The sequence below is a fragment of the Bacteroides neonati genome (assembly GCF_000499785.1).
GTDB classification, from domain to species: domain Bacteria; phylum Bacteroidota; class Bacteroidia; order Bacteroidales; family Bacteroidaceae; genus Bacteroides; species Bacteroides neonati.
Genome location: NZ_HG726020.1, coordinates 1,245,983 through 1,270,597, shown reverse-complemented (window position 1 = coordinate 1,270,597; position 24,615 = coordinate 1,245,983). Strand labels below are relative to the sequence as shown.

20 protein-coding genes are annotated in these 24,615 nt (G+C 48.3%); 7 read left to right on the top strand and 13 right to left on the bottom strand.

The window, feature by feature from the left end; translation table 11 throughout:
- The first annotated feature begins 2 nt into the window (after nucleotides 1-2).
- Genes TY03_RS08250 through TY03_RS08235 form a run of 4 tightly spaced genes read left to right on the top strand, consistent with a single transcriptional unit; the run spans nucleotide 3 to nucleotide 4,194 of the window.
- A complete protein-coding gene (locus TY03_RS08250; RefSeq protein ID WP_042368835.1) occupies nucleotides 3-653 on the top strand; it encodes a DUF4129 domain-containing protein in 651 nt (216 codons plus the stop codon).
- Nucleotides 650-1,894: a DUF4350 domain-containing protein gene (locus tag TY03_RS08245; protein ID WP_042368834.1), complete on the top strand. Its 1,245-nt coding sequence runs from the start codon at nucleotides 650-652 to the stop codon at nucleotides 1,892-1,894. The genes TY03_RS08250 and TY03_RS08245 overlap by 4 nt, the downstream gene beginning before the upstream one ends.
- A gap of 12 nt (nucleotides 1,895-1,906) precedes the next feature.
- Nucleotides 1,907-2,869 carry an AAA family ATPase gene (locus tag TY03_RS08240; RefSeq protein ID WP_042368833.1) on the top strand — a complete coding sequence of 321 codons (963 nt, stop codon included), beginning with the start codon at nucleotides 1,907-1,909 and terminating at the stop codon, nucleotides 2,867-2,869.
- Between the two features lie 26 nt (nucleotides 2,870-2,895).
- The gene (locus TY03_RS08235) at nucleotides 2,896-4,194 is read left to right on the top strand and encodes a DUF58 domain-containing protein (RefSeq protein ID WP_042368832.1); all 1,299 of its coding nucleotides are present in this window, start codon (nucleotides 2,896-2,898) and stop codon (nucleotides 4,192-4,194) included.
- Here the strand turns inward: TY03_RS08235 and TY03_RS08230 are convergent.
- From TY03_RS08230 to TY03_RS08195, 8 genes are all read right to left on the bottom strand, one after another.
- Nucleotides 4,191-5,681 (bottom strand): PepSY domain-containing protein, encoded by a 1,491-nt coding sequence (locus TY03_RS08230; protein ID WP_042368831.1) that lies wholly within the window; start codon nucleotides 5,679-5,681, stop codon nucleotides 4,191-4,193. The two genes, TY03_RS08235 and TY03_RS08230, sit on opposite strands and share 4 nt — an antisense overlap.
- A 3-nt stretch (nucleotides 5,682-5,684) precedes the next feature.
- A complete protein-coding gene (locus tag TY03_RS08225; RefSeq protein ID WP_052332445.1) occupies nucleotides 5,685-6,545 on the bottom strand; it encodes a hypothetical protein in 861 nt (286 codons plus the stop codon).
- 25 nt (nucleotides 6,546-6,570) lie between these two features.
- Nucleotides 6,571-7,284: an HmuY family protein gene (locus tag TY03_RS08220; protein ID WP_042369327.1), complete on the bottom strand. Its 714-nt coding sequence runs from the start codon at nucleotides 7,282-7,284 to the stop codon at nucleotides 6,571-6,573.
- A gap of 2 nt (nucleotides 7,285-7,286) precedes the next feature.
- A complete protein-coding gene (locus TY03_RS08215) occupies nucleotides 7,287-9,653 on the bottom strand; it encodes a TonB-dependent receptor (protein WP_042368827.1) in 2,367 nt (788 codons plus the stop codon).
- A 54-nt stretch (nucleotides 9,654-9,707) separates the two neighbouring features.
- Nucleotides 9,708-10,346, bottom strand: a complete 639-nt coding sequence (locus tag TY03_RS08210) for a DUF4903 family protein (RefSeq protein ID WP_042368826.1) — start codon at nucleotides 10,344-10,346, stop codon at nucleotides 9,708-9,710.
- Nucleotides 10,347-10,354: 8 nt separating this feature from the next.
- Nucleotides 10,355-10,852 (bottom strand): calycin-like domain-containing protein, encoded by a 498-nt coding sequence (locus TY03_RS08205; RefSeq protein WP_042368825.1) that lies wholly within the window; start codon nucleotides 10,850-10,852, stop codon nucleotides 10,355-10,357.
- Nucleotides 10,853-10,960: 108 nt separating this feature from the next.
- Nucleotides 10,961-12,388 carry a leucine-rich repeat domain-containing protein gene (locus TY03_RS08200; protein ID WP_042369325.1) on the bottom strand — a complete coding sequence of 476 codons (1,428 nt, stop codon included), beginning with the start codon at nucleotides 12,386-12,388 and terminating at the stop codon, nucleotides 10,961-10,963.
- Between the two features lie 328 nt (nucleotides 12,389-12,716).
- On the bottom strand, nucleotides 12,717-13,415 hold the full coding sequence (locus TY03_RS08195; RefSeq protein WP_042368824.1) for a precorrin-2 C(20)-methyltransferase: 699 nt from the start codon (nucleotides 13,413-13,415) through the stop codon (nucleotides 12,717-12,719).
- 102 nt (nucleotides 13,416-13,517) lie between these two features.
- Here TY03_RS08195 and TY03_RS08190 point away from each other — a divergent pair, with 102 nt between their 5' ends.
- Genes TY03_RS08190 through TY03_RS08180 form a run of 3 tightly spaced genes read left to right on the top strand, consistent with a single transcriptional unit; the run spans nucleotide 13,518 to nucleotide 16,722 of the window.
- The gene (locus tag TY03_RS08190; protein ID WP_042368823.1) at nucleotides 13,518-14,666 is read left to right on the top strand and encodes an ABC transporter substrate-binding protein; all 1,149 of its coding nucleotides are present in this window, start codon (nucleotides 13,518-13,520) and stop codon (nucleotides 14,664-14,666) included.
- A 1-nt stretch (nucleotide 14,667) separates the two neighbouring features.
- Nucleotides 14,668-15,705, top strand: a complete 1,038-nt coding sequence (locus TY03_RS08185) for an iron ABC transporter permease (protein WP_042368821.1) — start codon at nucleotides 14,668-14,670, stop codon at nucleotides 15,703-15,705.
- A 3-nt stretch (nucleotides 15,706-15,708) separates the two neighbouring features.
- A complete protein-coding gene (locus TY03_RS08180) occupies nucleotides 15,709-16,722 on the top strand; it encodes an ABC transporter ATP-binding protein (protein WP_042369323.1) in 1,014 nt (337 codons plus the stop codon).
- A 14-nt stretch (nucleotides 16,723-16,736) separates the two neighbouring features.
- Here TY03_RS08180 and cbiD read toward each other — a convergent pair whose 3' ends face one another.
- The 5 genes from cbiD to TY03_RS08155 form a co-directional block, all read right to left on the bottom strand.
- Nucleotides 16,737-18,629, bottom strand: coding sequence for a cobalt-precorrin-5B (C(1))-methyltransferase CbiD (gene cbiD / locus TY03_RS08175; RefSeq protein ID WP_042368819.1), 1,893 nt, complete (start codon nucleotides 18,627-18,629; stop codon nucleotides 16,737-16,739).
- Nucleotides 18,630-18,644: 15 nt separating this feature from the next.
- Nucleotides 18,645-20,447: a precorrin-4 C(11)-methyltransferase gene (cobM, locus tag TY03_RS08170; RefSeq protein ID WP_042368817.1), complete on the bottom strand. Its 1,803-nt coding sequence runs from the start codon at nucleotides 20,445-20,447 to the stop codon at nucleotides 18,645-18,647.
- A gap of 3 nt (nucleotides 20,448-20,450) precedes the next feature.
- Nucleotides 20,451-21,662: a bifunctional cobalt-precorrin-7 (C(5))-methyltransferase/cobalt-precorrin-6B (C(15))-methyltransferase gene (locus TY03_RS08165; protein ID WP_042368815.1), complete on the bottom strand. Its 1,212-nt coding sequence runs from the start codon at nucleotides 21,660-21,662 to the stop codon at nucleotides 20,451-20,453.
- On the bottom strand, nucleotides 21,655-23,064 hold the full coding sequence (gene cobJ, locus TY03_RS08160; RefSeq protein ID WP_042368813.1) for a precorrin-3B C(17)-methyltransferase: 1,410 nt from the start codon (nucleotides 23,062-23,064) through the stop codon (nucleotides 21,655-21,657). The genes TY03_RS08165 and cobJ overlap by 8 nt, the downstream gene beginning before the upstream one ends.
- 79 nt (nucleotides 23,065-23,143) lie before the next feature.
- Nucleotides 23,144-24,613, bottom strand: coding sequence for a PepSY-associated TM helix domain-containing protein (locus TY03_RS08155; RefSeq protein WP_042369322.1), 1,470 nt, complete (start codon nucleotides 24,611-24,613; stop codon nucleotides 23,144-23,146).
- Between the last annotated feature and the right edge of the window lie 2 nt (nucleotides 24,614-24,615).

Sequence of the window (24,615 nt, the reverse complement as noted above, 5' to 3'; positions counted from 1 at the left end):
GAATGACGCTCCTTGCCGATACCTTAGTGTGCGACACCACAAAAATCGCTGCCTGGCAAGCCGATTCGGCTTATCAGTACAACCGCGAACTCTTATCTCCCGAAGTCAATTTGATGGGACTCGTTCAGATATGGTTGGGCAAGGTGCTGCAATTCCTTTTTGGAAACCGTTTTGCCGAAGAGTATACGGGTATCGTACTCATCGTGCTGCTATTGCTTATTCTTTTATGCCTGCTTTGGTTCCTTTACCGCAAACGACCCGAACTCTTCTTGCGTGCTCCGAAGCATTCGGCAGCCTATCATATGCACGAAGATACCATTTATGGCATTTCGTTCGACGAATGTATCGAGGCATCCTGCCAGCGTGGCGATTATCGCGAAGCCATCCGCTTGCTTTATCTGCAAACGTTGAAGCAGTTGAGCGATGGCGGGCAGCTGAATTGGCAACCCCACAAAACACCCACCGAGTATCTGTATGAGGTGAAAGATGAGGCGTTGCGCAGCTTCTTCCGGAGCATCACCAACAACTTTCTGCGGGTGCGCTATGGTAACTTTGATGCCACGCTTCCGTTATTCGATCGGATGCGGAGCGATCAACACGCTTTGTTGCAGCGTTTGCCTGCGGCTTTGGCAATGAAAGGAGGAGTGTCATGAAAGGTTCGTACGGCTTTGCACTGTTTATCATTCTCTTTCTGGGGATTATGTTTGCCATAGAGTGCAGCTTGCCCAAGAGGTTTGTGTGGAACCCTACGTACGGGCACAACGATAAGCAACCTTTCGGTTGTGCTCTGTTCGATGAGTCGCTCACCGATGCCTGGCCTCAGGGGTACACTTTGTCACATTCCACTTTTTACCAACTGGCTGCCGATACCGATACGGTGCAGCCACGTGCCATCATGGTGGTGGCTCAGAACCTCGACTTAACGAAGCCCGATGTCGATGCACTGATCGAATTGGCGCACCGCGGCAATAAAATACTCTTGGCCTCTCTCTCTTTCGGCAATGCATTGAGCGATACGCTCGGGTTCGAATGTTCTTACTCGTACTTTAGCTTTAAGGCAATGAAAAGTGTAGCTGCTTCGCTGCATAGTCGCGATACGTTGCAGTGGGTAGGCGATACGCTTCGGTATGCTCCTCGCAACTTCCGTTTCTATCCGCAGCTTTGCCCGAGCCACTTCGTTCGCTACGATTCGCTCACTGAGGTATTGGCATGCAACCTTTCGGCCATTGTACCGTTGGATAGTACGAAAACCCTTCCGCCGCCGGTAGCAATCAGTTGCCCGGTGGGGCGTGGCGAGATCATTCTCGTATCCACGCCGCTGCTTTTGACCAACTATGCCCTGCTCGATGGCAGTAATGCAACCTATGTCTGGCGTTTGCTCTCTCAACTGCAACCGCTTCCGTTGCTTCGCACCGAGGCTTACGGAGTCTTTGCACAAGAGCAGGAGTCTCCCTTTCGCTATTTCCTTTCGCAACCTGCACTGCGCTGGGGGCTTTACCTCACCCTGATATCGATTGTGCTCTTTATGGTGAACAGTGCCCACAGGCAGCAACGCGCCATACCGGTTATTCGCCAACCCGAGAACAATACGCTCGAGTTCACCAAACTGATCGGTACACTCTATTTTCAACAGAAGAACCCGACCGATCTGGTGCTGAAGCAATATCTCTATTTTGCCGAGACATTGCGTCGCGAGCTACACATCGATGTCGATGATGGGAGTGATGATAAGGCACTCGGCAAGCACTTGGCCGAAAAGACAGGCAAAGAGGAGGCGGATATCCGCGGATTGCTTTACGAACTGCGTCCGTTGGTGCGTGGAGAGAAGCGGGTGAACAACGAGCAAATGAAGCGGTTGATAGACCAAATGCTCAGTATCTTACAAACCATATAATAACTGAAATAAATGGAACAACGTATCGATTTAACTCACTTTAGCGAGCGGATAGCTCAACTCAAAGCAGAGATTGCTGCTATCATCGTTGGACAGAAACAAACGGTCGATCTCGTGCTTACTACGATTCTGGCCAATGGCCATGCGCTTATCGAAGGGGTGCCGGGCGTAGCCAAAACCTTGTTGGCTAAGTTAACCGCCCGTTTGATTGACGCCGACTTTAGCCGTATTCAATTTACCCCCGACCTGATGCCGAGCGACGTATTGGGCACCACCGTATTTAATATGCAGCGTAGCGAGTTCGATTTCCACCGGGGGCCTATCTTTGCCGACCTGGTGCTTGTCGATGAAATCAATCGTGCTCCTGCCAAAACCCAGGCTGCTCTCTTTGAGGTGATGGAAGAGCGGCAGATCAGTATCGACGGTTCCACCTACCGCATGGGCGAGCTTTATACCATCCTTGCCACACAAAACCCGGTAGAGCAGGAGGGAACTTATAAACTTCCCGAAGCGCAGCTCGACCGCTTTCTGATGAAGATTACGATGGAATACCCCTCGCTCGAAGAGGAGGTTGCCATTCTCGAACGGCACCATACGCGGACAGAACTGGTGCGGCTTGCCGATGTGAAACCTATTCTTTCGCGCAGTGAACTGCTCTCTCTGCGTGCCTTGATGCAAGAGGTTTTTGTTGACCGCACGCTGTTGCAGTACATTGCACTGATTGTGCAGCAAACACGTACCAGCAAGTCGGTTTATCTGGGTGCATCTCCCCGTGCTTCGGTAGCGTTGTTGCAAGCTTCCAAGGCTTATGCCTTGTTGCAAGGCCGTGACTTCGTAACGCCCGAGGATATTAAATTCGTCGCCCCCTACGTATTGCAGCATCGCCTGATACTTACGGCTGAGGCCGAGATGGAAGGCTACTCGGCTGTTAAGGTCACCCGGCGGTTGATGGATAAGGTCGAAGTTCCCAAATAAATAACCGATACTATTGCCCGTAGCCTATGTTCTTGACTCCTCGTCTTTTTCGTATCTTGCTGTCTGTTATTCTGCTGCTCTGCGGAGGATATGTGTACGGCTCCCTGTTCATTATCGGGCAGGTGGCTGTGGCTGTACTCGTTGTATTGATACTGGCAGATGCGCTGCTCTTGTATCGCACGCACGGTATCGCTGCCACCCGACGCTGTGCCGAGCGTTTCTCCAATGGCGACGACAATTCGGTACACCTGCGTGTGGACAGCCGCTATCCGTTTCTCGTTTCTCTTACGGTGATCGACGAGATACCTGCCATCTTTCAGCGACGCGACATCCGGTTTACCTGTACGCTCAAGCAAGGCGAGGGCAAAGACATCAGTTACACATTGCTACCGACGCAACGGGGGCTTTTCGATTTCGGGCGCATACGTATCTTTGCTTCTACGCGGCTGTGCTTGTTGCAACGTCGGTTCTCGTGTGCCGAACCACAGACCATCAAGGTGTACCCCTCGTACCTCATGCTTCATCATTATGAGCTACTCGCCATGAGCAATAACCTAACCGAAATGGGTATCAAAAAGATACGGCGCATCGGCCATCAAACCGAATTTGAGCAGATTAAAGAATACGTGAAAGGAGATGATTACCGCACCATCAACTGGAAAGCCAGTGCGCGCAAGCATGAGTTGATGGTGAATGTGTTTCAGGACGAACGATCACAACCCATTTATAGCCTTATTGACAAAGGTCGCGTGATGCAGCATGCCTTTCGTGGGATGACGCTGCTCGATTATGCCATCAACGCCTCTTTGGTATTGTCTTACGTGGCTATGCGCAAAGAAGATAAAGCCGGACTGGTTACTTTCAGTGATGCGTTCGATACCTTTGTTCCCGCTTCCCGGCAGACCGGACAGATGCAGACGCTGCTCGAGAACCTGTATAAGCAGGAAACGACGTTTGGCGAAACCGATTTCTCGGCTTTGTGTGTTCATTTGGGAAAACACTTAAGCAAGCGGAGCTTACTTATCCTCTATACCAACTTCGATAGCGTGGGCAGTATGAACCGGCAGCTTCCTTACTTGCAGCAACTTGCCCGTCGGCACCGTTTGCTCGTTGTATTCTTCGAAGATGTGGAACTGAAAGCCTATGCAGAGCAGCCTGCTACCGATACGGAAAGTTATTACCGCAGGGTTATCGCTCAAAAAACGGCGTACGAGAAGCGACTCATCGTTTCGACCCTCAAACAACAAGGCATCTATTCGCTCTTGATTGCTCCCGATCAGTTATCGGTGGGGGTTATCAACAAGTATCTGGAGTTAAAAGCCTAACGAAATACTTTTTTTCGTTTCCTTATTTTATATCCCGTGATGAGTATCCATACTGTGAGTAGACCGGCAACGAAAATAAAAACAAGTGTCGCAGGTTCCAGAAAGGTGTATATACGTCCTGTATGAATCTCAACGCACAGCTTCCAGAGCGAAATAGGTAATACAGCAAAGTTGTGCGGCATCGGTATGAAATTGGCACCGGTTTGATAATCGAAGATATAATGTTGTTTCGGGAAATCATTGCTGTATCCTGCAATTGCGTGCTCACCGAAAGGTGAGCCTTTTTCTGCCGGAGGAGCATCTCCTGTATAGTAGTCTCTTATCTGATTATCTCTTCTGTTCCATACGTAAAGTCCAGTGAACGAACCTACCAGCCAATTACCACAGGTGTCTGGAACTAAAACATTGATCCCCATTATACTTACCGGAGGCGTATTTGACAACTTTACAGGAATGGCTTCTAAAGAAGATAGTGTATAGAAACCTTCCGAGGTTGATAATAACCATTCATTCTGCCGGGTGTCAAAGCGCAATATGCGCAAACGGTCGTCCCATGCGTTTGAACTGTCGAGTACTGTACCGGGAATGGGTGAGGTCTTTGTAAAGAGGAGTGCAATCATAATCGGTGGACGTAGGCACCATCCGGTGGTGCCTATAAGGAGCGTGAGGAAAAGCGTCCAACGTCCTAACTTGTCGTGCCAAAGAAGTGACTTATTTAATAAATCCTTACTGATACGGTTCGTTTTTCCTCGTTTTTGTCTCTTTTTTATATGCTTGGGCAAATACCAATAGAATACTCCGGTCAGGCAAAGTACAATTAATATAAGAGCGATTATGTCCATGAGTAGCTTGCCGAACGAACCGAATAGCTCTCCGCTGTGCAACAACCATATGGTGCGGAATAGAGATACTTTCCCGTCGTACTCTTTCGCTGCTTTTATCTGCACTATGCGGAAACTCCTATGGGGAGCTGGGCAGACGTACAGATAAGAACGCCCGACAGCGATCAAGGTGTCGTTTCTTACAACTAAATCGGTCAGTCGTTCTTCTTTCATTGGTAGTCTCACCAATTCCCAGTGGCTCTTAATGCGATTGTAATGGTATAGCCCGAATAAGCCTGCAGAAAATAGTTCACCCTTGTTCGTTTGTACAATGTTTCGTATGTTTCTGAAATCGGCTCCCTGCGGCAGCCCTTTGTTAAAATCCTCTGGCGGCGAGCCATGACTGTCGGTGAGCCATATTCCCGCATCGCCATAGAGCAGTATAGAGGGTTTGTCGTCGATGCTGGTTTGCAAACTGCCCCGTACCAATCCGTGATTCCAGTTTTGAAAGCGGTAACTTCGAGGTAGCCATTTACGACTGACATTCATACCCGATACAGTTGTGCGGTGATTGAGAATAATACCAGACAAACAAAACATCACTATAAAAAAACTACATAGCAGCCCGAACCATTTATGGTGTTTCCTCCATGTTAATTGTTTCATGCGTTATGCTCTTTTTCTTTTGAATGCTACATACCACAGGTAGGCTGCAAGTGCTATGAAAGCAGTCAGGACGGTAACCATCTCAGTGATATGGTTCAATGGATCAGTCCATATTTCGCTAAAGAAATTGATACGCCCCAAAATCTCAACCGGTGTCCAGAATACGATAACGGTAGCGATCGACATCCGAATGTTTGCACCCCATGAGCTCAGTTTGAGTTGGCGAATAAACATGAATACCGATCCAATGAGACAACCGATACCAATGAGAAATGTTACCGGGTGATGGTCGCCCAAAAAGTGGTTGTCGTAACAGAACATCAGTAGCAGATAGGAGGTCCATAGTATCATATTCAATTCCATAAATGTGACGATAGATGTATGGCGTGTCATGGGTCGTGCCACTATAGTTTCTCTTCTGTTACCAAAGAAAACCTTTTGACACCAATTCAGGAAGTTGCAACCGGTTCTTACACTAAAGAGATAGAGCATCATAAACATTGTCCAGAAACCGAACGTGGCTGATAGAATGAGATATTCGGGTTTGGTAACTACCTCGCCATTGACTATTTCGGGTAGTACGCCATGGCGATGGGCATAATACATGAATATAAATTCGACCCATCCTGTCCAAAAAAGCAACCCTCCGAATAATCCCCATAGGGTTTGTTTGGTGTCACCATTGGCAAATACACCGATAATGACCATTAATATACCCAAAGCACCCATTCCAAAAGCTGTATAATGAAGCATTGTCGGGGACAATAAGTGTTCCATTAAAATCATAAGTGCGTGTCCGAGTGGCATGGTAAATAACACCATCAGGAAAGACGCGATTGTTTTCCATGTGTTTTTAGTTTTCATATTTGTTATTCCTTTCCTAGCTTGATTATTGTGATAATTCATCGCAGTAATAGCTGATCCGGCCACCTCCGTCGCCGATCTCTATATCGGCATTATACCAACTGATGAGCTGTAATTTGAAATACCTCTTCCCATCAGCCGTGCGTACTACATAAGTATGAAGGGAAGGACTGTATACAGGAGGAGGCCCGGCAAAATACATGGCATTAGCTAATACCGGATTGGCACTTGCCAGTGTATTAGCTGGCCCTTTATTGGGATCGAACCATGGATTTTTTTTGAAGTCCAAGTTGTTATCAATTAAGTGTTTGTTCCAATCGTTCTGAGACATGGTGACGTATACTTCGCTATCATTGTCTATCGACCATTCTAAGTTTTGGGGTAGTTGGTATACGTGTGTCCAGTGGTTATAATTGCCATATCCAAGATCGGCTGCTCCCCCCATACCAATTCCTGAAGTTCCACTATTGGTGCGTAAACGGTATCCGCAGAAAGCCAAATCCCAATCTTCCCGTTCTTTTTGCTCTCCTTCGGGAATATCATAATTGGGAGCTTGCGTGTTGAACTGTTCGCCGGTGCGAAGGTTAAAGTAAAGCCAGTCTTGAGTCACTCCGGTACTATATCCGGTAGTTCGTGGCAATGTTTTACCCGTGAATGGCTTTGCATCATATTCTACACAAGCGGCGAGTACCAGATTATAAAGAAGTATTTGAAAAAGTATTCTCCATTGTTTTTTCATTTTCATTTCTTTTTCTTTAATGCATTAATAACATCATCTATCATAAATTCCATTTGCACATGAAAGCGTGCACCAGGTGTAGCTGGGACATTGAACATGGTGATACCAGATCCCAATGTCTTTGGTTTATAATTAAGCAGATTGTCTACACCTACCGACAGTTTTACCTTGTTGTGAAATGTTTGAGATACCGACAGGTTACATAATACGTAGGCTGGCAGATCGCAACGGAAATAGGCATCGTAACTGGTGTTTTCTTCTTTCACCCATACACGGTCTTGTACATCGAACTTTTTATTACCCATGAAAGAGGTACTGAAGATAGCGTTCAGACGATAGTTTCTCCGAGTATATTTGTAATCCAGGCTGCCTGTAGCGGCATGAGGAGATGTTGTGTTAATTTGTACTCCTGCCAGTTTGCTTACATTCACAAAACTATAGGTCGCATTTAATGTGAGAAAGTCTGTCATACGCCAGCGTGCCATTGCTTCTACACCCAATAGTCGCTGGTTGCTTAAGTTGGTGTATTCGAAGTTATACTGCATATCGTAAACTCTCCATATACCTTCTATCTTGTCTTTGAAAAAATTACCATACGCTGTTCCTGACAAGAATAGTTTGTCATTGCTATACTCTATTCCCGCTGATATGTAATTATTCTTTTCCGGTTGCATGTATTCATTGCCTTTTATCTGAAACATTCCAAGATGATCCCAGTTGAAGAATAGTTCTTTGATAGAGGGTGAGCGATATCCCATCGAGTAGTTCGCACGAAAACTCCAGCGATCATCAGGTGAGAATTTGACAGCTACCTTTGGCATGCCCATGAACCCGAATGCACGAGAGAAGTTGGTACGCAGTCCGGCAGATAGCATCCAACTTTTTGAAAGGGTCCATTCATCCTGCACAAAGTATTCAGTCTCTTTTAATGAGCGGGTACTCATTACTCGGTTCACGAAACGGTCACTTGTCAGATCATCACTGATGTGCTCTATCCCGAATATAAGACTATGATTGTTGAAGTAATTACTGGTGATACTTAAGCGTGGTTGCAGAATACTACTTTTATACACCTTCTGTCGTTCATCGCGGCGCTCGTGTCTTTTAAAACGGTCGTAGAAGTCATGATGAATACTTGCTGTAAATGAAAACCAGTTCTTTACGTGATAGGTAACTTTGGCTCCACTTGTGAGATCGCGCGCCTGACTGAATGTCATGTCTTGTATCAAATCGTAAGTATTCATGAAGAATACACTTCCGTAAAGCAATACTGAGAGATTCTGATTAGGATCATAATAAAGTTTTTGTGAAGTAGAGAGGTGTTCGGTCCCCTCGATACCCATTGGCGGACGGGCTGCTGTGCTGGTCACTATAATATCGTGAGGAAGAAAAGGGTTTGCTTCCTTTGTATATAACTTTTGATCGTTTTCTGCCTGATATAGGTAGAAAGCATCGTTTTCACTGTACCATACGTCTGTTTGAGAGGTGAATGCTCCTGTTTTGAAGCCTGCTGAAATCCAACTTTGCAAATTAGGACGGTCGGCATTTTTTTCGAACATGTAGAGGAAGTCGCTTTTGGACGGATTTCGATAGTTGCGTTCATTCATCTGTCCGTAGCGAACCCCGGCATCAATGCTTAGTGGTTTGGCTGTCTTCTTGGTGATGAGATTGATTACGGCACCGGCGGCACGCGAACCGTAAAGGGTGCTACTGGCTCCTTTCACAATCTCTATGCGGTCTATAGCATGTAGGTTGAAGCGTTCGTAGTCAAGGTTGCCCGCCATGTCTCCCGTCATACGTTCTCCATCCATGAGGAAAAGTACGTGACGCGCATCCAGTCCCTGCATACTAATTTCATTGCCAAATCCCACTTTTTGTATATTTAACCCCGGTGTTTCTTGTTGCAAGGCTTGTTGCAGATTGGCATATCCGGCATCTACCAATGCCCTTCCTCCCAACACTTGTGTGGTGACGGGAGATAATTTAATGGGGCGAGACATGCGAGAGCCTGTTACAACCACTTCATTCATTCGCATTACATCCTCCTCCATGTACAGAGTGATCAGTTGTTTGTTTGTCTGGGAGGACATTTTACCCCTCAGTGGAGCAAAACCTAATGAACTGATGCTATACCAAATCCAACTTTCACCCATAGATGGAGGCTGGAGGGTGGCTTTCCCGTTGGTATCTGTGGTGGTATGTAGCGCTTTTTCTAGCTTTTCATTGCTTGCATAGCTTATAGTAGCTCCTATCAGGGGCTGTTCCGTTCCTTTTTCTAAAAGGATAATCTTTATTAAATTTGTCTGTGCCCGAACACCTGTACATACTATTGCTAAAAGGCAGAAAATTATTATTTTAGGTTGTATCATTCTTTTCTTTCTTTTCACCGTTTAAACTTTGGTCTTGCCTTTTTTTGATAGAATTTAAGAAAGACCATGTTCCTTTTTGTATTCTTCCAGCTCTTTTTCGAACTGTTTGAGCTCTTCTTCATAGCGGCTAATACGTGTTTTGTCTATTATTTGCATGAAGCACTCCGAACGTACGTTCATCATGTTATAGTCTACTATAAAGTTGATTTGATGTGTGTTGGCATTGTAATAACCTTTTATACTACTTCCTTTTGCAGTAGCAGTTATTCCTTCTGTTGATTCTGTGGCAAAGGTCGATCCGTCTTTGCCTTCAAACTTGATCCACCCGTCTCCTTTGTATTCGTCTTTTTCCCACGAATTGAGCTGCATAACCTGAACATTGCATTTAAAATTGATGACCATGCCCATCTTGCCAACGGTGAAGCCCAGCAAAGCGATTTCGCAGACTCGCTTATCCGTTTCGTCCCAGTTAAAACGGAATTTTGTTGGGCATCCGCTTTTCAATAGTGTTTTGTCTACACCATTCAGGGTGGCTTTGGTACTTAATACGATTTCTCCGGCTAAGAATTCTCTGACCTTTGTCAGTGATTCTTCAGGAACGTTTTCCTTGGTTATCTGCTCGTCTGAAGAGCATGAAGTGCATAATCCTAATAAGCAGTAGCTTAATAGGATAATTATTTTTATTTTTTTCATGCTGGCGATTATTTTTTTCCGGTGAATTCAACAATAGCAGTAAACGGAACAAGTAAGTAGGATGCATCTATCGTTGCAACCGAATAGGTTAATCTGTTGCCAGAGATAGTACCGCTTATCTGAGCGTTAAACAGTGCTGGGGTGAAAATAGGAAGTGTTAGGATGACAGTCTCCGAAACAGTCATGTTGAAGCTTCCATTGCTATCGACACTGATGTTTTTGGCATCAATGCTGATTTTACCCGGCATCTTTCCTATTTTAAATGGAGCTATGTAAAGGTTGATGGTTCCATCCGCATTTGCCGTAACTTCTGTTCCGATATTGGGAACAGGCTTCTTTTCTCCGTTCATATATACACGAGTCAATGAGCCATTGTAAATACCCTCAATATTTTCATTGATTGATGTCATTGTAAATAGACTCATTGCTGTATTGGCCGATACGTTGCTGAGGAGAACTGCTATACCGAGTAGCGTTATAGACAGAATGACTTTCTTTTTAATCATGGTTCTTTATATTGCTGTTTTATTACATTTGATAAATCTCTATTTTTCTCTATTTCAAGAGAATGCTTATGCAGGTATGAGATGCATTATTTGAAAACATCGATTTTTTTAGAGGTATTTACTCCAACGGTAGCCTCCTAAATTATAGGAATAATCCGTATCTTTATCATACCCTCTATAGCGATCGCTTAATTTCGATCTGAATTTTGTGAAGAACTCTTTGGTAGCGGGCATGTCGAATACGTCTTTTGAAATGGCAAAACCAATTCCTGAGCCGTCAGGAACTTCCTCTAACTTGGTAAGAGTACCTGTTGCTACATCATATCTATACTTTAAATCGGGGTAGGTAATGGCGCAGTTACTCATCTGTAACAGTGCAAGCTCTTGGGTCGCTTTAATGAAGCTGAGATCTATTTTTTTTAGTTTGGGCACACCGCCAATTGTGAGTCCGCTAACAATTCCTTCATTGGGAAATGGGAATTTGATCTCCTCCAGATTTTTACACCGTGTTATGTCAAGGCTATTTCCTATCGTAGTATTGTCTATATCTTCGAATTTCTGATTGGCAATCAGTGTGTTCGATAAATCCAAAGTAGTTAAATGGTCATTATTATCGAGTGCCAGATTACATAGTTTGCTTGCTTTGGATAGATCAATACCATCGGGCATATTGATGTTTCGAAGGCTTAATGCTTTTATATTGTTTCGGGGAGCAAGATAAGAGACATTGTTTAAAGCACTGCAATCAATAGCAACAAAAAAAGGTTTATAAAAAGGATTGTTAATGAAATATTCTATCCCTTCAATTGATTTTATAGCTCCATTTTCACTTCTCCAAGGTAGTGAAATACTTTCTCCCTCTTCTTTCAATGCCATCCTTTTAGCAATATCGAATAAATCTCCATTATCTGGAAAAAGACTGATAAATTTACTTTTTAAGTAGATTCGCAAAGCTTCGTCGGGAATCTCTCGCAGTGTGTTGTAGGTTTGCAATTTCCCCATGGCGTCTTGCATTTGTATATCGGTCGATGTACTTGTCTTGTGAAAAGGAACAAGGTCTTCTACGTTGAATTTGGCTGTTGCCGGGAGATACAGTTTGGTAAGTGGATGTAAAACGGTTGTTTTCATTTCATCATTGATGAATTCAGTACTTACCAATCCTTCAAAGTCGTACACTTTGTTTCCGGTTAAGTCTACGGAACTAATTTTTTTGGGTAATGTAGAGAAATCAAAAATGGGACCATAGTCATTGTTCGACAGATTGACCTCCATGAGATTAGGTAGTATATCCAGTCCTGAGAGATCAGTTATCTTGGTTCCGGACAGATCAAGCATAGTGGTGTTTGTTGCTTTTTCGTTTAACACCAACCGTCCTTTCTCGTTGAAAGTAAAGCCCTTTTGATGAAGAATTTCTTTTAGTTTAATATTTTTCACTTCGACTCCATTCCAGTCGACTTTTTCGTCCTCGTTACTACATGAGGTAAATAGCATGGGCACTAAGGCCAAGCAATAGATAAGCAAAGATGTTTTATTCATTTCATGTGATTTTTTAATTCCCGAATTATATTTCATTTTAATTATTGCAAAGTTAAGACTTGTTAGACTATGCTGAAATACCTAAAAATGAGTATAATAAGTATTTAGATGGCGAGAGGTAGGTATACGCTGATTGAATATTTATTACATCAGTCCGAAATTGAATTTAAGGTGAATAACAAAGTCGCTATCCGGATATCGGATATAGCTCTTGTCTCTTGGGGGATTTTTGATCGTATTTTAATGTATAAAGGTTCCGACCATCACCATTGGATGGTCGGAACCTTTGTCCGTTATTGTCCGACCCTTTTGGGGCTTTCCTCCCTCCTTACTTGATAATCATCAGTGAGAAATAGGGAAAGCGTCTTTCTTTCAGCTCTTCGAGTTGGTGGGTATAAAATTCCTTTTCCGTTCCTACGTTTTCAAAGTAATGATACTGGTAGTCGGGGTGTAGTTGGATGCATTGTTGCACCTCGTGGGCGCATTGCGACAGTTTCATGATAACGACCACCGTTCCTTCCCGGTGATACTGCTCTATCTCGTCAGCGGTGAGTGTGCCCGGCGCTACAATCATACGCTCTTCCTGGCTGGCAATGTGCAGATTGGCTACCGCACCGGCAGCAATAAAGGCCGGTATGCCGGCAATGCGCTGTGCCGGTATGCCGGCGGTCTGTAACTTTTCGAAAATGTATTGTATCGACGAGTAGAAACCGGCATCTCCTTCGGCCACAATCACGACGCGTTGCTGTTGCCCGTAGCGTGTTTTAGCCTCCTCGTATACTTGATCGTAGGCAGCTAAAGCCGCACCACGCTCTTTACTCATCGGAAGATGGAAAGGTTTGATGACGCTCAGCGGAATGTCGAGCGCCTGCATGATATCGGTTGCACGTGATACTTGTTTGCCTTCGCGGGTAGTTGTGGCAGGGCAGAAGATACAATCGGCTTGTTGCAATGCCTTGAGTCCTTTTAGCGTAATCAACTCCGGTTCGCCCGGACCCAGTGACACAAATTCTATGGGATGGTTCATCGTTTTGTCTTTGCTTAATTTGCTGCAAAAGTGGAGATAATATCTCAAAGAAACAAGAATAAATGGGTATCTTTGCCTGCAAATCACAGTAACACACGAATCATGAAAAAAAACTTAATCGGATACATTTTACTTGCTTGCCTACTTTGCACAGGCTGCCGACCGAAATCAACCGCTTCTTCCACCACCTCGTCCGTCGAAACCGACAGTTGCAGCACGACGCATATTACTCCCGTTTACGCTCAGGGCTTTCAGGTAACGTATGCTCCGGGCTATCGATTGGTCGATGTTCATGACCCGCAGAAAGAAGAAAGCGAGTCTTATCACTTTGCACTGGTAGAGCGGGGCACGAAACCCGAAGGAATTCCCGCCGGATACGAGGTGATCGAAACACCCGTGCGCAGCACCATTTGTATGACCTCGTTGCAACTCTCCAACTTCGCTAAGCTCGATGCTCTCGATGTAGTCAGTGGCATCACCAGCACCCGCCATCTGTTCAACAAACAGATGAAACAACAGCTCAAAGAGGGGAAAACGGTCAAGATCGGTATCGAAGGAAATTTTGATAATGAGGTAATAATGAGTATGAATCCCGATGTGATTTTTATCTCTCCCTTTAAGCGTGGAGGCTATGATGCCTTGCGCGAAATCGGTATTCCGCTCGTTCCGCACCTCGGATATAAAGAGATGACACCGCTGGGGCAAGCCGAATGGATAAAATTCATCGGACTCTTTATCGGAAAAGAGGCTGAGGCGAACCAAAAGTTTGCCGGTATTGAGAACCGTTACAACGAATTGAAACAACGCGTTGCCGGAGTGGCAAAGCGTCCGGTTGTATTTAGCGGCGAGATAAGAGGCGGCAACTGGTATGCCGTAGGAGGAAAAAGTTTTCTGGCGCAACTGTTTCGTGATGCCGGAGCCGATTACTTTTTGAAAGATGATCCGCGTTCGGGAGGGGTTACACTCGATTTCGAAACGGTTTACAGTCAGGCCGAAAGTGCCGACTACTGGCGCATTGTGAATAGTTACGACGGCGTCTTTTCCTATGAAGTGCTGAAGCAACAAGATCCCCGGTATGCCGACTTTCGCGCTTTCCGCGAGCAAGGGGTACTCTATTGCAATATGCGCGAAAAACCATTCTACGAAAGTATGCCTACGCAACCCGAGGTAGTGCTGGAAGATTTGATTAAAGCCTTCCACCCCGAACTGGTACCCGATTATACACCGAGCTATTATCAATTATTGAAGTAAGATGAAACGACCCGTACTGCCTTTATTGCTACTTATCACCCTTTCGATTTTCGTTTTTTTCTTACTCAATCTGTTGTTGGGTTCTGTTCCCATTCCGCTTCGCTCGGTATGGAACATCCTTTGGGGATCGACCGAGGAGTCGATCATCTGGCAGAATATTATCTGGAAATCGCGCGTACCGCAGGCACTTACCGCGTTGGTGGCAGGTGCCGGACTATCCATCAGCGGGTTGCAGATGCAGACCGTCTTCCGCAATCCGTTGGCAGGCCCTTCGGTGCTGGGTATTAGCTCCGGAGCCAGTCTGGGAGTAGCTTTCGTTGTGCTGTTGTCGGGAGCAATGGGAGGGGTGGCTTTGAGTAAAATGGGGTATATGGGCGAGGTAGCCCTGTCATTGGCGGCTATTGTCGGTGCTCTTTCGGTGATGGCACTGATTGTGTATGTATCGCAAAAAGTCAAAGGCAACGTAACGCTGCTTATCATCGGTGTCATGATCGGATACGTGGCAAGTGCCATCATCGGTGTATTAAAATATTTTAGTGTGGAAGAGGACATTCGTGCCTATGTTATTTGGGGATTGGGCAGCTTTGCCCGCGTATCGGGCAATCAGATGATTCTGTTCGTCAGCATCATGGCTGCGTTGATACCGCTCTCTTTTTTATTAATCAAAACCATGAACCTGATGTTGTTGGGCGATGGCTACGCACGTAATCTCGGACTCAATATCAAACGCTCGCGTCTGTTGGTTATCACCAGTTCGGGGGTATTGGTCGCTATCGTAACGGCTTATTGCGGACCGATTATGTTCATCGGGCTAGCCGTGCCGCATCTGTGCCGGGCTATTTTTCATACCTCCGATCATCGGATATTGATGCCTGCCACACTATTGGCCGGTGCCTCGTTGGCATTGGTTTGCAACTTGGTAGCCCGCATGCCCGGTTTTGAGGGGGCACTTCCGGTCAACTCGGTTACGGCACTTATCGGGGCACCCGTAGTGGCTTCCGTACTGTTCCGCAAACGTAAAAGTGAATTTAGCGAATAGATGATGAAACAGAAAACCATTCAAATAGAGCATCTCTCCATCGGTTATGCCGGCAAGAGCAACGTTAAGGTGGTAGCCGAAGAGATCAATGCCGGTATCAGCAGTGGCGAACTGACCTGTTTGCTGGGTGCCAACGGCATTGGCAAGTCGACCCTGTTGCGTACACTTTCGGCCTTTCAACCCAAGCTGGCCGGAGCGATACGGATACAAGGGCGCGAGCTCGGGCAATACAGCGACAAAGAGCTGTCTACCGTTATCAGTGTGGTACTTACCGAGAAGTGCGAGGTGCGAAACATGACCGCGCGCGAACTGATCGGTCTGGGGCGCAGTCCGTACACGGGCTTTTGGGGAACGCTTCGCGGCGAAGATAAACAGATCGTCGACCGCTCCATCGAGTTGGTGAAGATTGAGAATCTGGCGCACCGCATGGTGCATACGCTCAGCGATGGTGAGAGGCAGAAGGTGATGATTGCCAAAGCACTGGCACAGGAAACTCCGGTTATCTTTCTGGACGAGCCTACCGCTTTTCTCGATTTTCCAAGCAAGGTAGAGATGATGCAGCTCCTTCATCAACTTAGCCGGCAGACCGACAAAACGATCTTTCTCTCTACGCACGATCTGGAACTCGCCTTGCAGATTGCCGATAAGATATGGCTGATGGATAAAGCCAACGGCGTCACCATCGGTACTCCCGAAGACTTATCTCTCAACGGTAGCCTGAGCCACTTCTTTGCCCGCAAAGGCATCACGTTCGATCTGGAAACAGGGCTCTTCCGCGTCGATAACGCCTATACGACCGAAATCCGACTGGTGGGTCACGGACAAAAATATGCCATGGTGCGCAAAGCACTCCAACGCAACGGTATACTGGCTCATCGTAATGTGGTATCTGATTGCTACATCGAAACAGGAGATTTGAAAGGAGACGGCAGCTTCATCATCCATCCCGCACAGGGAGATCCTGTGACGGTACAGACGATTGAAGCCTTGCTTCATTATGTGATGGCAGTCGGCTGACTGGCTCGAAGGAGTTAGCCGTATATCACACCTTCTTCGCTAATGAGAAGTACGGTTAGTTCGCCGTTGGGCAGCAACGGTTGGCAGTGTTGGGCACAGCGGCTGATGAGGAGTGAGGTAAATGCAGTCAACTCGCTTGGCGTTAAGAGGGTCCATAGCTCGCGTGCCAATGTCAGTTGGGTGATAGCCGAAACGGTTTCGTCCGAACAGCCTGCTTCGTGCGCCAGTGTTGCCAAAAACTCGCGGTTCATCGTTACCTGTTTGCTGTGTGTATCCAAATGTCCCTCGGCCAATTTGACTGCTTTGCCGATCATAACGCCGAGTGTCACCCGTTCGATACCCAGTTCGGAAGCGATTTGTATGGTTTCGCCAATGAAGTTTCCATAGTGTACAAATGCCTGCGGAGGTAGGTCGGGATATTGGTTGCGCACCATCCGTTCGCTTTTCGCTCCCGAATTAATAACGATGCGCGGTGCACCCGTTGCCTGTGCCACCTCCATCTCTTTACGGATGGCATTTACGAAAGCTTCCGACGAAAAAGGGCGTACAATACCCGAAGTTCCGATAATCGAAATGCCTCCTTCAATGCCTAGTCGCGGATTGAACGTACGTGCTGCTATCTCTTTTCCTCCTTCAACCGAGATTGTTACGTGGATGGGAGTGGAGTAGATAGGAACACAAGCACGCTCGATAACTGCTTCAAAATTCTCCCTAATCATCTTCCGGGGAGTCGCATTAATGGCAGGTCCGCCCACTTCGAGTCCAAGACCCGGCAGGGTCACCGTACCAACCCCTTCTCCGGCATGAAAAATGATTTCGGGCAACTCGCCTTCTTTTAGAAGACGCATCTCCTTCGTATGGTCCCATTCGATGGAAACGGTAGCGCTAATGAGCATACCGTGAGTAACATCGGGGTCGCTACCACCATTTTTACGTACAGAGACGGTCGCTTCGATGCGTCGAAGTGAGAAAGACCCGCTGAACGAGTGTATCTGTACCGGAATGGTTTCTCCGCCGGGTAGTATAACAGGTATTCTCTCTTTGTCGATAAAGACGTAGGGCGAGGGACTAAGAATCTTTGCGTAAGCAAACCGTGCCGCAGCCGTGGCACAAGTTCCGGTAGAGATACCCGTATGCAGCGGGAAGAACTGAGGCAAAAACTCATCGATGGTTGCGCGCAATCCATACTCCCCATCGACTGTTCGGGCGCTTGGCTTTAGCTGCGGGCGATTGACGAGGTATATCGGTATCTTGTTCTGCCGGATAATAGCGGTCTTTTCAAGGAAACCACCCGAGATGCCGCTCTCTTTGATTAAGACTGCTTCGGGGCGAAGTCTTTTCAAGAGCTCGTCCAGGCTCTCGTCGGGAGTGTCATAAACAAGATTCTCTTCCGGAAATTCCTCTTTAAGAGCCAACTCACGCGAAGAGTCCCGATCCAGAATACGGCAGTAGCATTGAACTCCTTTTTCCTTCCAATAGGGTTTCAGCTTGGCAATGCTTTTCACACCGGTAAGGGTGAGCAACCGACGAACTTTATCTTCTCTCAGGCTACTCATTACCCCGTCATAATCCAGGTGCTGAAAGATTCCATCCACATCTGTGTCTAACTTCGGATAAATACGCTCGTAACGGATAACGGGTGTGTTCAGCTCATCTGCTGCATAGTATACCGTATCGTGTAGCTCTTTGGCAAACGGGTGGGCGGCATCAATGATGAGCCGAATCTCTTTCTCCCGGCAGAAACGGATCAGCTCCTTTTTGTCGAGAGCACCCGCCAGACGGACACCGTGCTTCAATGCTATCTCCTGTTCGTTGCCTTTGGTCGAATAGTAAAACGTCTTTTCGCCTTCATCTACGATGCTGGCTGCGATGCGCCCCTCGGTTGTTCCTCCCAATATAAGAATCATATATGCTAATAGGTATTATGTGCGGAATAAATGTTTGAATTCATGCGAATAGAGTCTGGATAAACCCGCTCGGTTGCCGATGGCTTCGCCGATGACAATCATGGTCGTGAGCGTCAGGTTATTATCTTTGACCAAGCTTGCCAGATCTTTCAGCTCGCCCCGATAGATGCGTTCGTCTTTCCACGTCAGGTGGTAGCAGGCAGCTACGGGAGTCGTAGGAGGATATTCGAGGAGTAACTCCTGCTGTACTTCGTCTACAATACCGGCACTCAGGAAGATGCACATGGTGCTTTGCGAACGGGCGAGCAAGTGCAGTTGCTCACGTTCGGGCATTTTGGTGCGTCCTTCGCCGCGGGTCAGGATGATGCTCTGCACCCGTTCGGGGATAGTGAACTGCGATTGCAAGGCAGCGGCGGCAGCCTGAAACGATGAGATACCGGGCGTGATATGATAGCGCATGCCGTAGCGGTCGAAGAAGTTCATCTGTTCCTGAATGGCTCCGTAGATGCACGGGTCACCCGTATGCAGGCGCACGATGAACTCGCCACGGTCGTAAGATTGTTTCATCAGCTCGAACTGCTCTTCGAGGGTCATGGAGGCAGAGCTCCGCACAATGGCACCCGGCTTGGCGCAGGCTGTCAGCTCCCGCGGAACGAGGCTGCCGGCATAGAGGATCAGATCGGCCGCTTCGAGCATTTGCCGCCCTTTGACCGAAATCAGATCCGGATCGCCCGGGCCGGCTCCTACTATTTCGATATGTCCTTGCCGGGCGGCGGTAGCATTCAATGCCACAGCGAGGGTATAATTACTTCCTTTCTTTTTCTGAACGAGCAACGGGCCGTGTCCCGAAGCCAGAATAGCAGCCGCTTCGCATACGCTGGCTGTTCCCATGTGTTTGCTGACTACCTCGCTGGGGGTGGGCACATCGATCACCTTCAGTTGGTCGGACGTATAGAGATGGATGGGGTAGGACTCTCCCAAGGTTTTCAGTACCGGTTCGTCACGCTTCTCTTCAATCGTGGCGATATCTTTGATGGCAATGGGGATGATCTTTGCCTCGAACAGGCTGCTTATGAGGTTTTGCATAACCTCGTCGTGCGGTCCTGCCTGATGCGCCAACCCAACTCCCAAGTGCAGTACTTTCGGAATGAAAAGAAGCGATACGGTGCGTACGAAGTGATCGTGGAGAAAGGGCGTTACCTGCAAGATCAATGAGTACTCTTCCGGACGGATCTCTTCGGAGCGGTAGAAGATATTCACGTGTGACGGGCAGGTGCGTTCCAGATAAGCCGTTCCTTCGTCGCGAATATCGAGCAGCAGGGCGGTGGGTGCTTGGTTCACAAAAAGGCTGATGGCTTCGTTCACCGTATGGTTCTCGCTCGCTACGGTTTGCCAGCCAAAAGTTTCTCCCAAGGTATCGAGCGCCCACAGCCCGGTGCGGTCGCTCTGTGTGGTGACGACCGCCTCGGCTCCCAGAATGTGGGCTACGTGAGTGGTTAGTTCGTTGGCTCCTCCGATGTGTCCCGAGAGAACCGAAATGGCATACCGTCCGGTGCTGTCGATGCAAACCACGGCAGGATCGGTGTGCTTATCGCGAATGTGCGGAGCGATGGAGCGCACACAAATACCCATGGCTCCAATAAAGAGGTGGGCATCGAAGCGGTTGAATGACTCTTCCAAAAAGGCTGGAATAGAGGGGATGGTGCAACACCCTTCGGCATCGGTCGTCGTATAGATGGTCGAATCGAGGAACTCCCGTTGCAGGGTGAGTGCTTGTGATCGTCCGGCTTCTGAGATAAGAATAATGGCTATTTTCATAAATTATGGTTCTATGATCGGAGATACTGCTTTGAGTATCTCAATGGGGTTATAGGTATCGATAGCAAGTTGCATACCGGGAAGTTGTCGGAATCCGGCTGCCGACACGCCTGCCTCAAAAAGTGCTTTGCTTTCGGGCTGTACTGCGTTGAGAACGATCACTCCTCCGGGCAGCAATACTTTGCTGAGGCGGAGAATGATCTCGTTGAGCTTGCCTCCGTGTCCGCCGATAAAGACCGCATCGGGGCGGGGGTAGCGACTGAGGTCGGCTGCCAGAAAGTCGCCGATGTACGTCTCAATGCCGGGTGTGCCGAAGCGGCGGCTATTATCGTTCATTAGCTTTTCACCCTCGGGACGGATCTCGAACGCAGTGACCGAGAGATGTGGAAACTGTAGCTTAGCTTCGATGGATACCGAGCCGGTGCAGAAGCCTACATCCCAAAACGAGTTACAAGCGCCGAGGTTCAGTTGGCTGAGTGTAACCAGCCGGATGGGTGCTTTGGTTATCATGCGTGAACGGCCGTCGAGGTGGGCAAACGCCTCGTCGGGGATGCCGAACGGTCGCGGTGGCAAGGGACTATTGGCTACTAACAGCAGGTTGTTGGGGTGTTCGAATGTTGCCTGTGTAGCTTCTTGCAGCGTGAGGTGGCGAATGCGCTCTTTTTCCCGGTTGCCCAAGTGTTCGCCTAGATAGAGGCTGTACCGGCCATATCCGTAGGCAAGCATACGTGCGGCAATCGTAGCGGGAGTGTGTTCGCGGTCGGTCAGCACACCTATCTTGGGGCTGCGCTCTATCAGTGCCCGGTCGAACTCGTGCCAATGGCGCCCGGTCAGTGAGACGGTACGCATATCGTCATACCTCATCACCAATCGGTGAGCCAGTGTTTGCAGCGAGTTGAACGCCGGATACAGGCAGATGGAAGCATCGGGTAGGCGCTTCTGTATCGTCACCGCGAATCCGAAGAAAAGCGGATCACCCGAAGCAAAAACGATAATCGGTTCGCGATGGGTTGCGTAGGCGCGGAACACCGGGTCGAGCGGCACCGTAATGGGTATCCAGACAGCTCCTTCGGGCAGGTGCTCCTTTACAATCTCCCGGTGGCGCACACCTCCCGAGAAGAGGTGTCCGTTCCGTATCAACTCTTCCACCTGCGGGGGGAAGTACTGCTGACGGTTATCGTCCAGGCCGATCAGGATAAAGGATTGCTCAGACATCTCTTCCTGGTTTTAGTTGTTCGGCATCGTTGTAGCATAAGATAGCGTTGACCAGCGTAGCAGCCAGATTACTGCCCCCTTTGCGCCCTTCTACAATCAGTTTGGGGAGGTTGATAAAGGGTTTGGTCATGTGCTTCGACTCTTCTACGTGCACAAAACCCACGGGTGCGGCAATGATTCCGGCAGGGGTTGCTTTCCCTTTGCGGGTTAACTCGCATAGCTCCATCAAGGCGGTGGGTGCGTTGCCGAATACGTAGAGTGCGCCGGGATGCTCCTCTACGGCCAGGCGGATGCCTGCTTGTGTGCGGGTAATCCCTTTTTGGGCAGCGAGTGCGGCTACGCGCTCATCGTGCAGGTAGCATTTCACCTCGACACCGAGCCGTTGCAACGCTCCTTTGCGGATGCCCGATGCCGCCATGGTTACGTCGGTAATAATGGTTTTTATTGCCTGCGAGCGGAACTGCTCGTAGAGCGACGCCACCGCACCGGGGTCGGTGTACAGCAAGCGCTCCATATCGAAATCGGCGGTGGTATGGATAGCGTGCAGCAACGCCCATTTGTGATCGAGTGGAATGTTTTTGTTCGTCAGCTCGGCTTCGATGGTGCGGAAGCTGCGTATCATAATGTCCTGCCCGATGCTTGTTCCGCTCTCCGTAGTCTCGCGGTAATAGCCGCGGGGCGTGATGAACGTGTGGTTGAAGGTGGTCGATTGCGAATTGCCGATGATAATGACGGTAAACATATCAATCTCTTCGGGATTGAATTCGGCAAGAGTCGTAAGGTGTACCTCCTGTTCGGGGCGTCCTGCTTGGCGAACGTAGCCTACAGGCGTCTCCTTGGAGCGTCCTTCCCGAAGGAAAAGCTCTTTGAGGCGATAGAGTTGCCAGTATCGTCCTTCGCTCTTGGGGTTGTAGACGGCGGTCACAAAGTCGGCTTGGGCAGCGGCTATGATTCGTTTCTCAATGCGTTCCCACGGAGTCATCAGGTCGGAGAGGGAGATAACGCAGAAGTCGTGTCCGATGGGTGCGCCCAACAGCGATGCTGCTTTCTGGAAAGCACTGATACCGGGCAGGGCGATGATCTCTACCGAACTGTTACGTTCTCGTTTCATTTCATAGATGAGTGGCGTCATGCCATAGATACCGGCATCTCCGGAACTGATGACACACACGGTATGCCCTTGTTCCGCCCACTCGAAAGCTTGTTCGGCACGGGCGCGCTCACGCTTCATACCGGTGTCGATGCATTGGGTTCCGGGTCTGAGGAAGGAGGTGATAAACTGGAAGTAATATTTATAGCCAATGACTACATCTGCTTCCTGTACAGCGGCGAGTACAGCCGGGGTAATGTCTTGCTCACTGCCCGGTCCAATGCCGGCTACAATAATTTTGGGGTGTTTCATATGCTAATGATATAATGGCTTGCTGTGCAAACGTACATAAAAATATTGATTATCGGGGTGTGTCTCTGCTAAAAGAATATCAGAAACGAGCTTTTCGTCTTAGGTATCTGATGCCGAGTATGACCCCGCTTAGTGAGCAGACTGTGCCTCCAAGCAGCAAAACCCACAACACACTTTTGCGCAAGGTGGCATCCGAATTTAACACTCCGATGCGCATGCGGTGCAGGGCGGTGTACATCCAGTACTTCCAGCGGGCGGGGGTGTTTACATACTTGACAATGCCCGTTTCGGGGTGAATGTAATAGCAGCTCCCGTCGGCATCTGCTACGGTGATTTTCCACACGGGCAGCAGACTGCGGTTGCTATACATCCGGCTCATGTCGCGATAATCGGTTTCGAACCGGTTCAGCAAGCTGACTTGTAGCGTAGTGCTATCGCCGTGTATGGCTTTTACGCCCGCTACGATCTGCTCTTTGCTGAGCCTTAACGCACGGGGCAGTGTGTCGGAAGCATCTATAAAAAACTCATTTTTTTTCTCTTTTACAGTATAATAAGGAACAGAGCGAAAGTTATTCCACTCCAATTGCAATGCGTTGGGGTAGGCAGCTATGACGCGGCGGTAGTCCAACGGATAATCGGTCGGACTTGCTCCTCCTTTTCTGATTTCCCGGAGGGGCTTGACCTTGAGTGTTGCTTGGCTGATCCAGCCCGGCACCTCGACCAGCGACATCATACCACTGAACGTAAACGTCAGTACAAAAAGGCCGAAGATAATCCCTGTAGTGTAGTGCCAGTGGTACCATCGTTTGCGGTAGGGTGAGAATCGTCCGCGTCCTTTGCGAGCGATGCGCCAGTTGTGTATGCCGATCCACATACCTGCTATCACCATCAGGCAACCAATACCCGAAAGCCAACTCACTGTCAGGCTCCACAAAGAGGCATCCTGTCGCAGCCATGTGAAGTATACCCAGTGCGGAATAGCACCCAGCCAAGCCCAGAAACGCTCTTCGCGATTGGTGAATTGCAGTACCTCGCCGCTTTGCGAACCGATATAGAGCTCGTGCTTCTTGGCATCGTCGAAGTGGAATTTGTAGATGGGGAACTCTTCGCGCAGCTTACCGAACGGAATCCATTGGTCGAGTTGCGTCAAGGTGTCGATGCGTGCCACCGGGGCTTTGCACCACAGGGCTGCTATTTGTGCGATGCGTTTTCCACTCGCAGCAGGCAGGGTATCGGTTGCATGGGCGGGCAGTTCGTATGTCTGCTCCGGCGTGCGCACGCGAAAAACTGTCTGTCCCAGAAAGCGGTCGATGGTGACTGCGTTCACCTTTTGTCCCGAAGGTATGCGTGCCATCACTTCGTCTATCGGCGGAAGCGAGTCGGAGAGAGACAACAGCTCCTGCTTGGCCTGTTTCTCGGCTTCTCCTGCGCGCGGAAATCCGTGATACATCATCACGAAGGCCGACAGGAACCAGACCAGAAACAGGACACTGAGCAGTGTGCCCAGTATCCTGTGAAGGGTATACATGAATCTTGTGATCGTTTTCATCA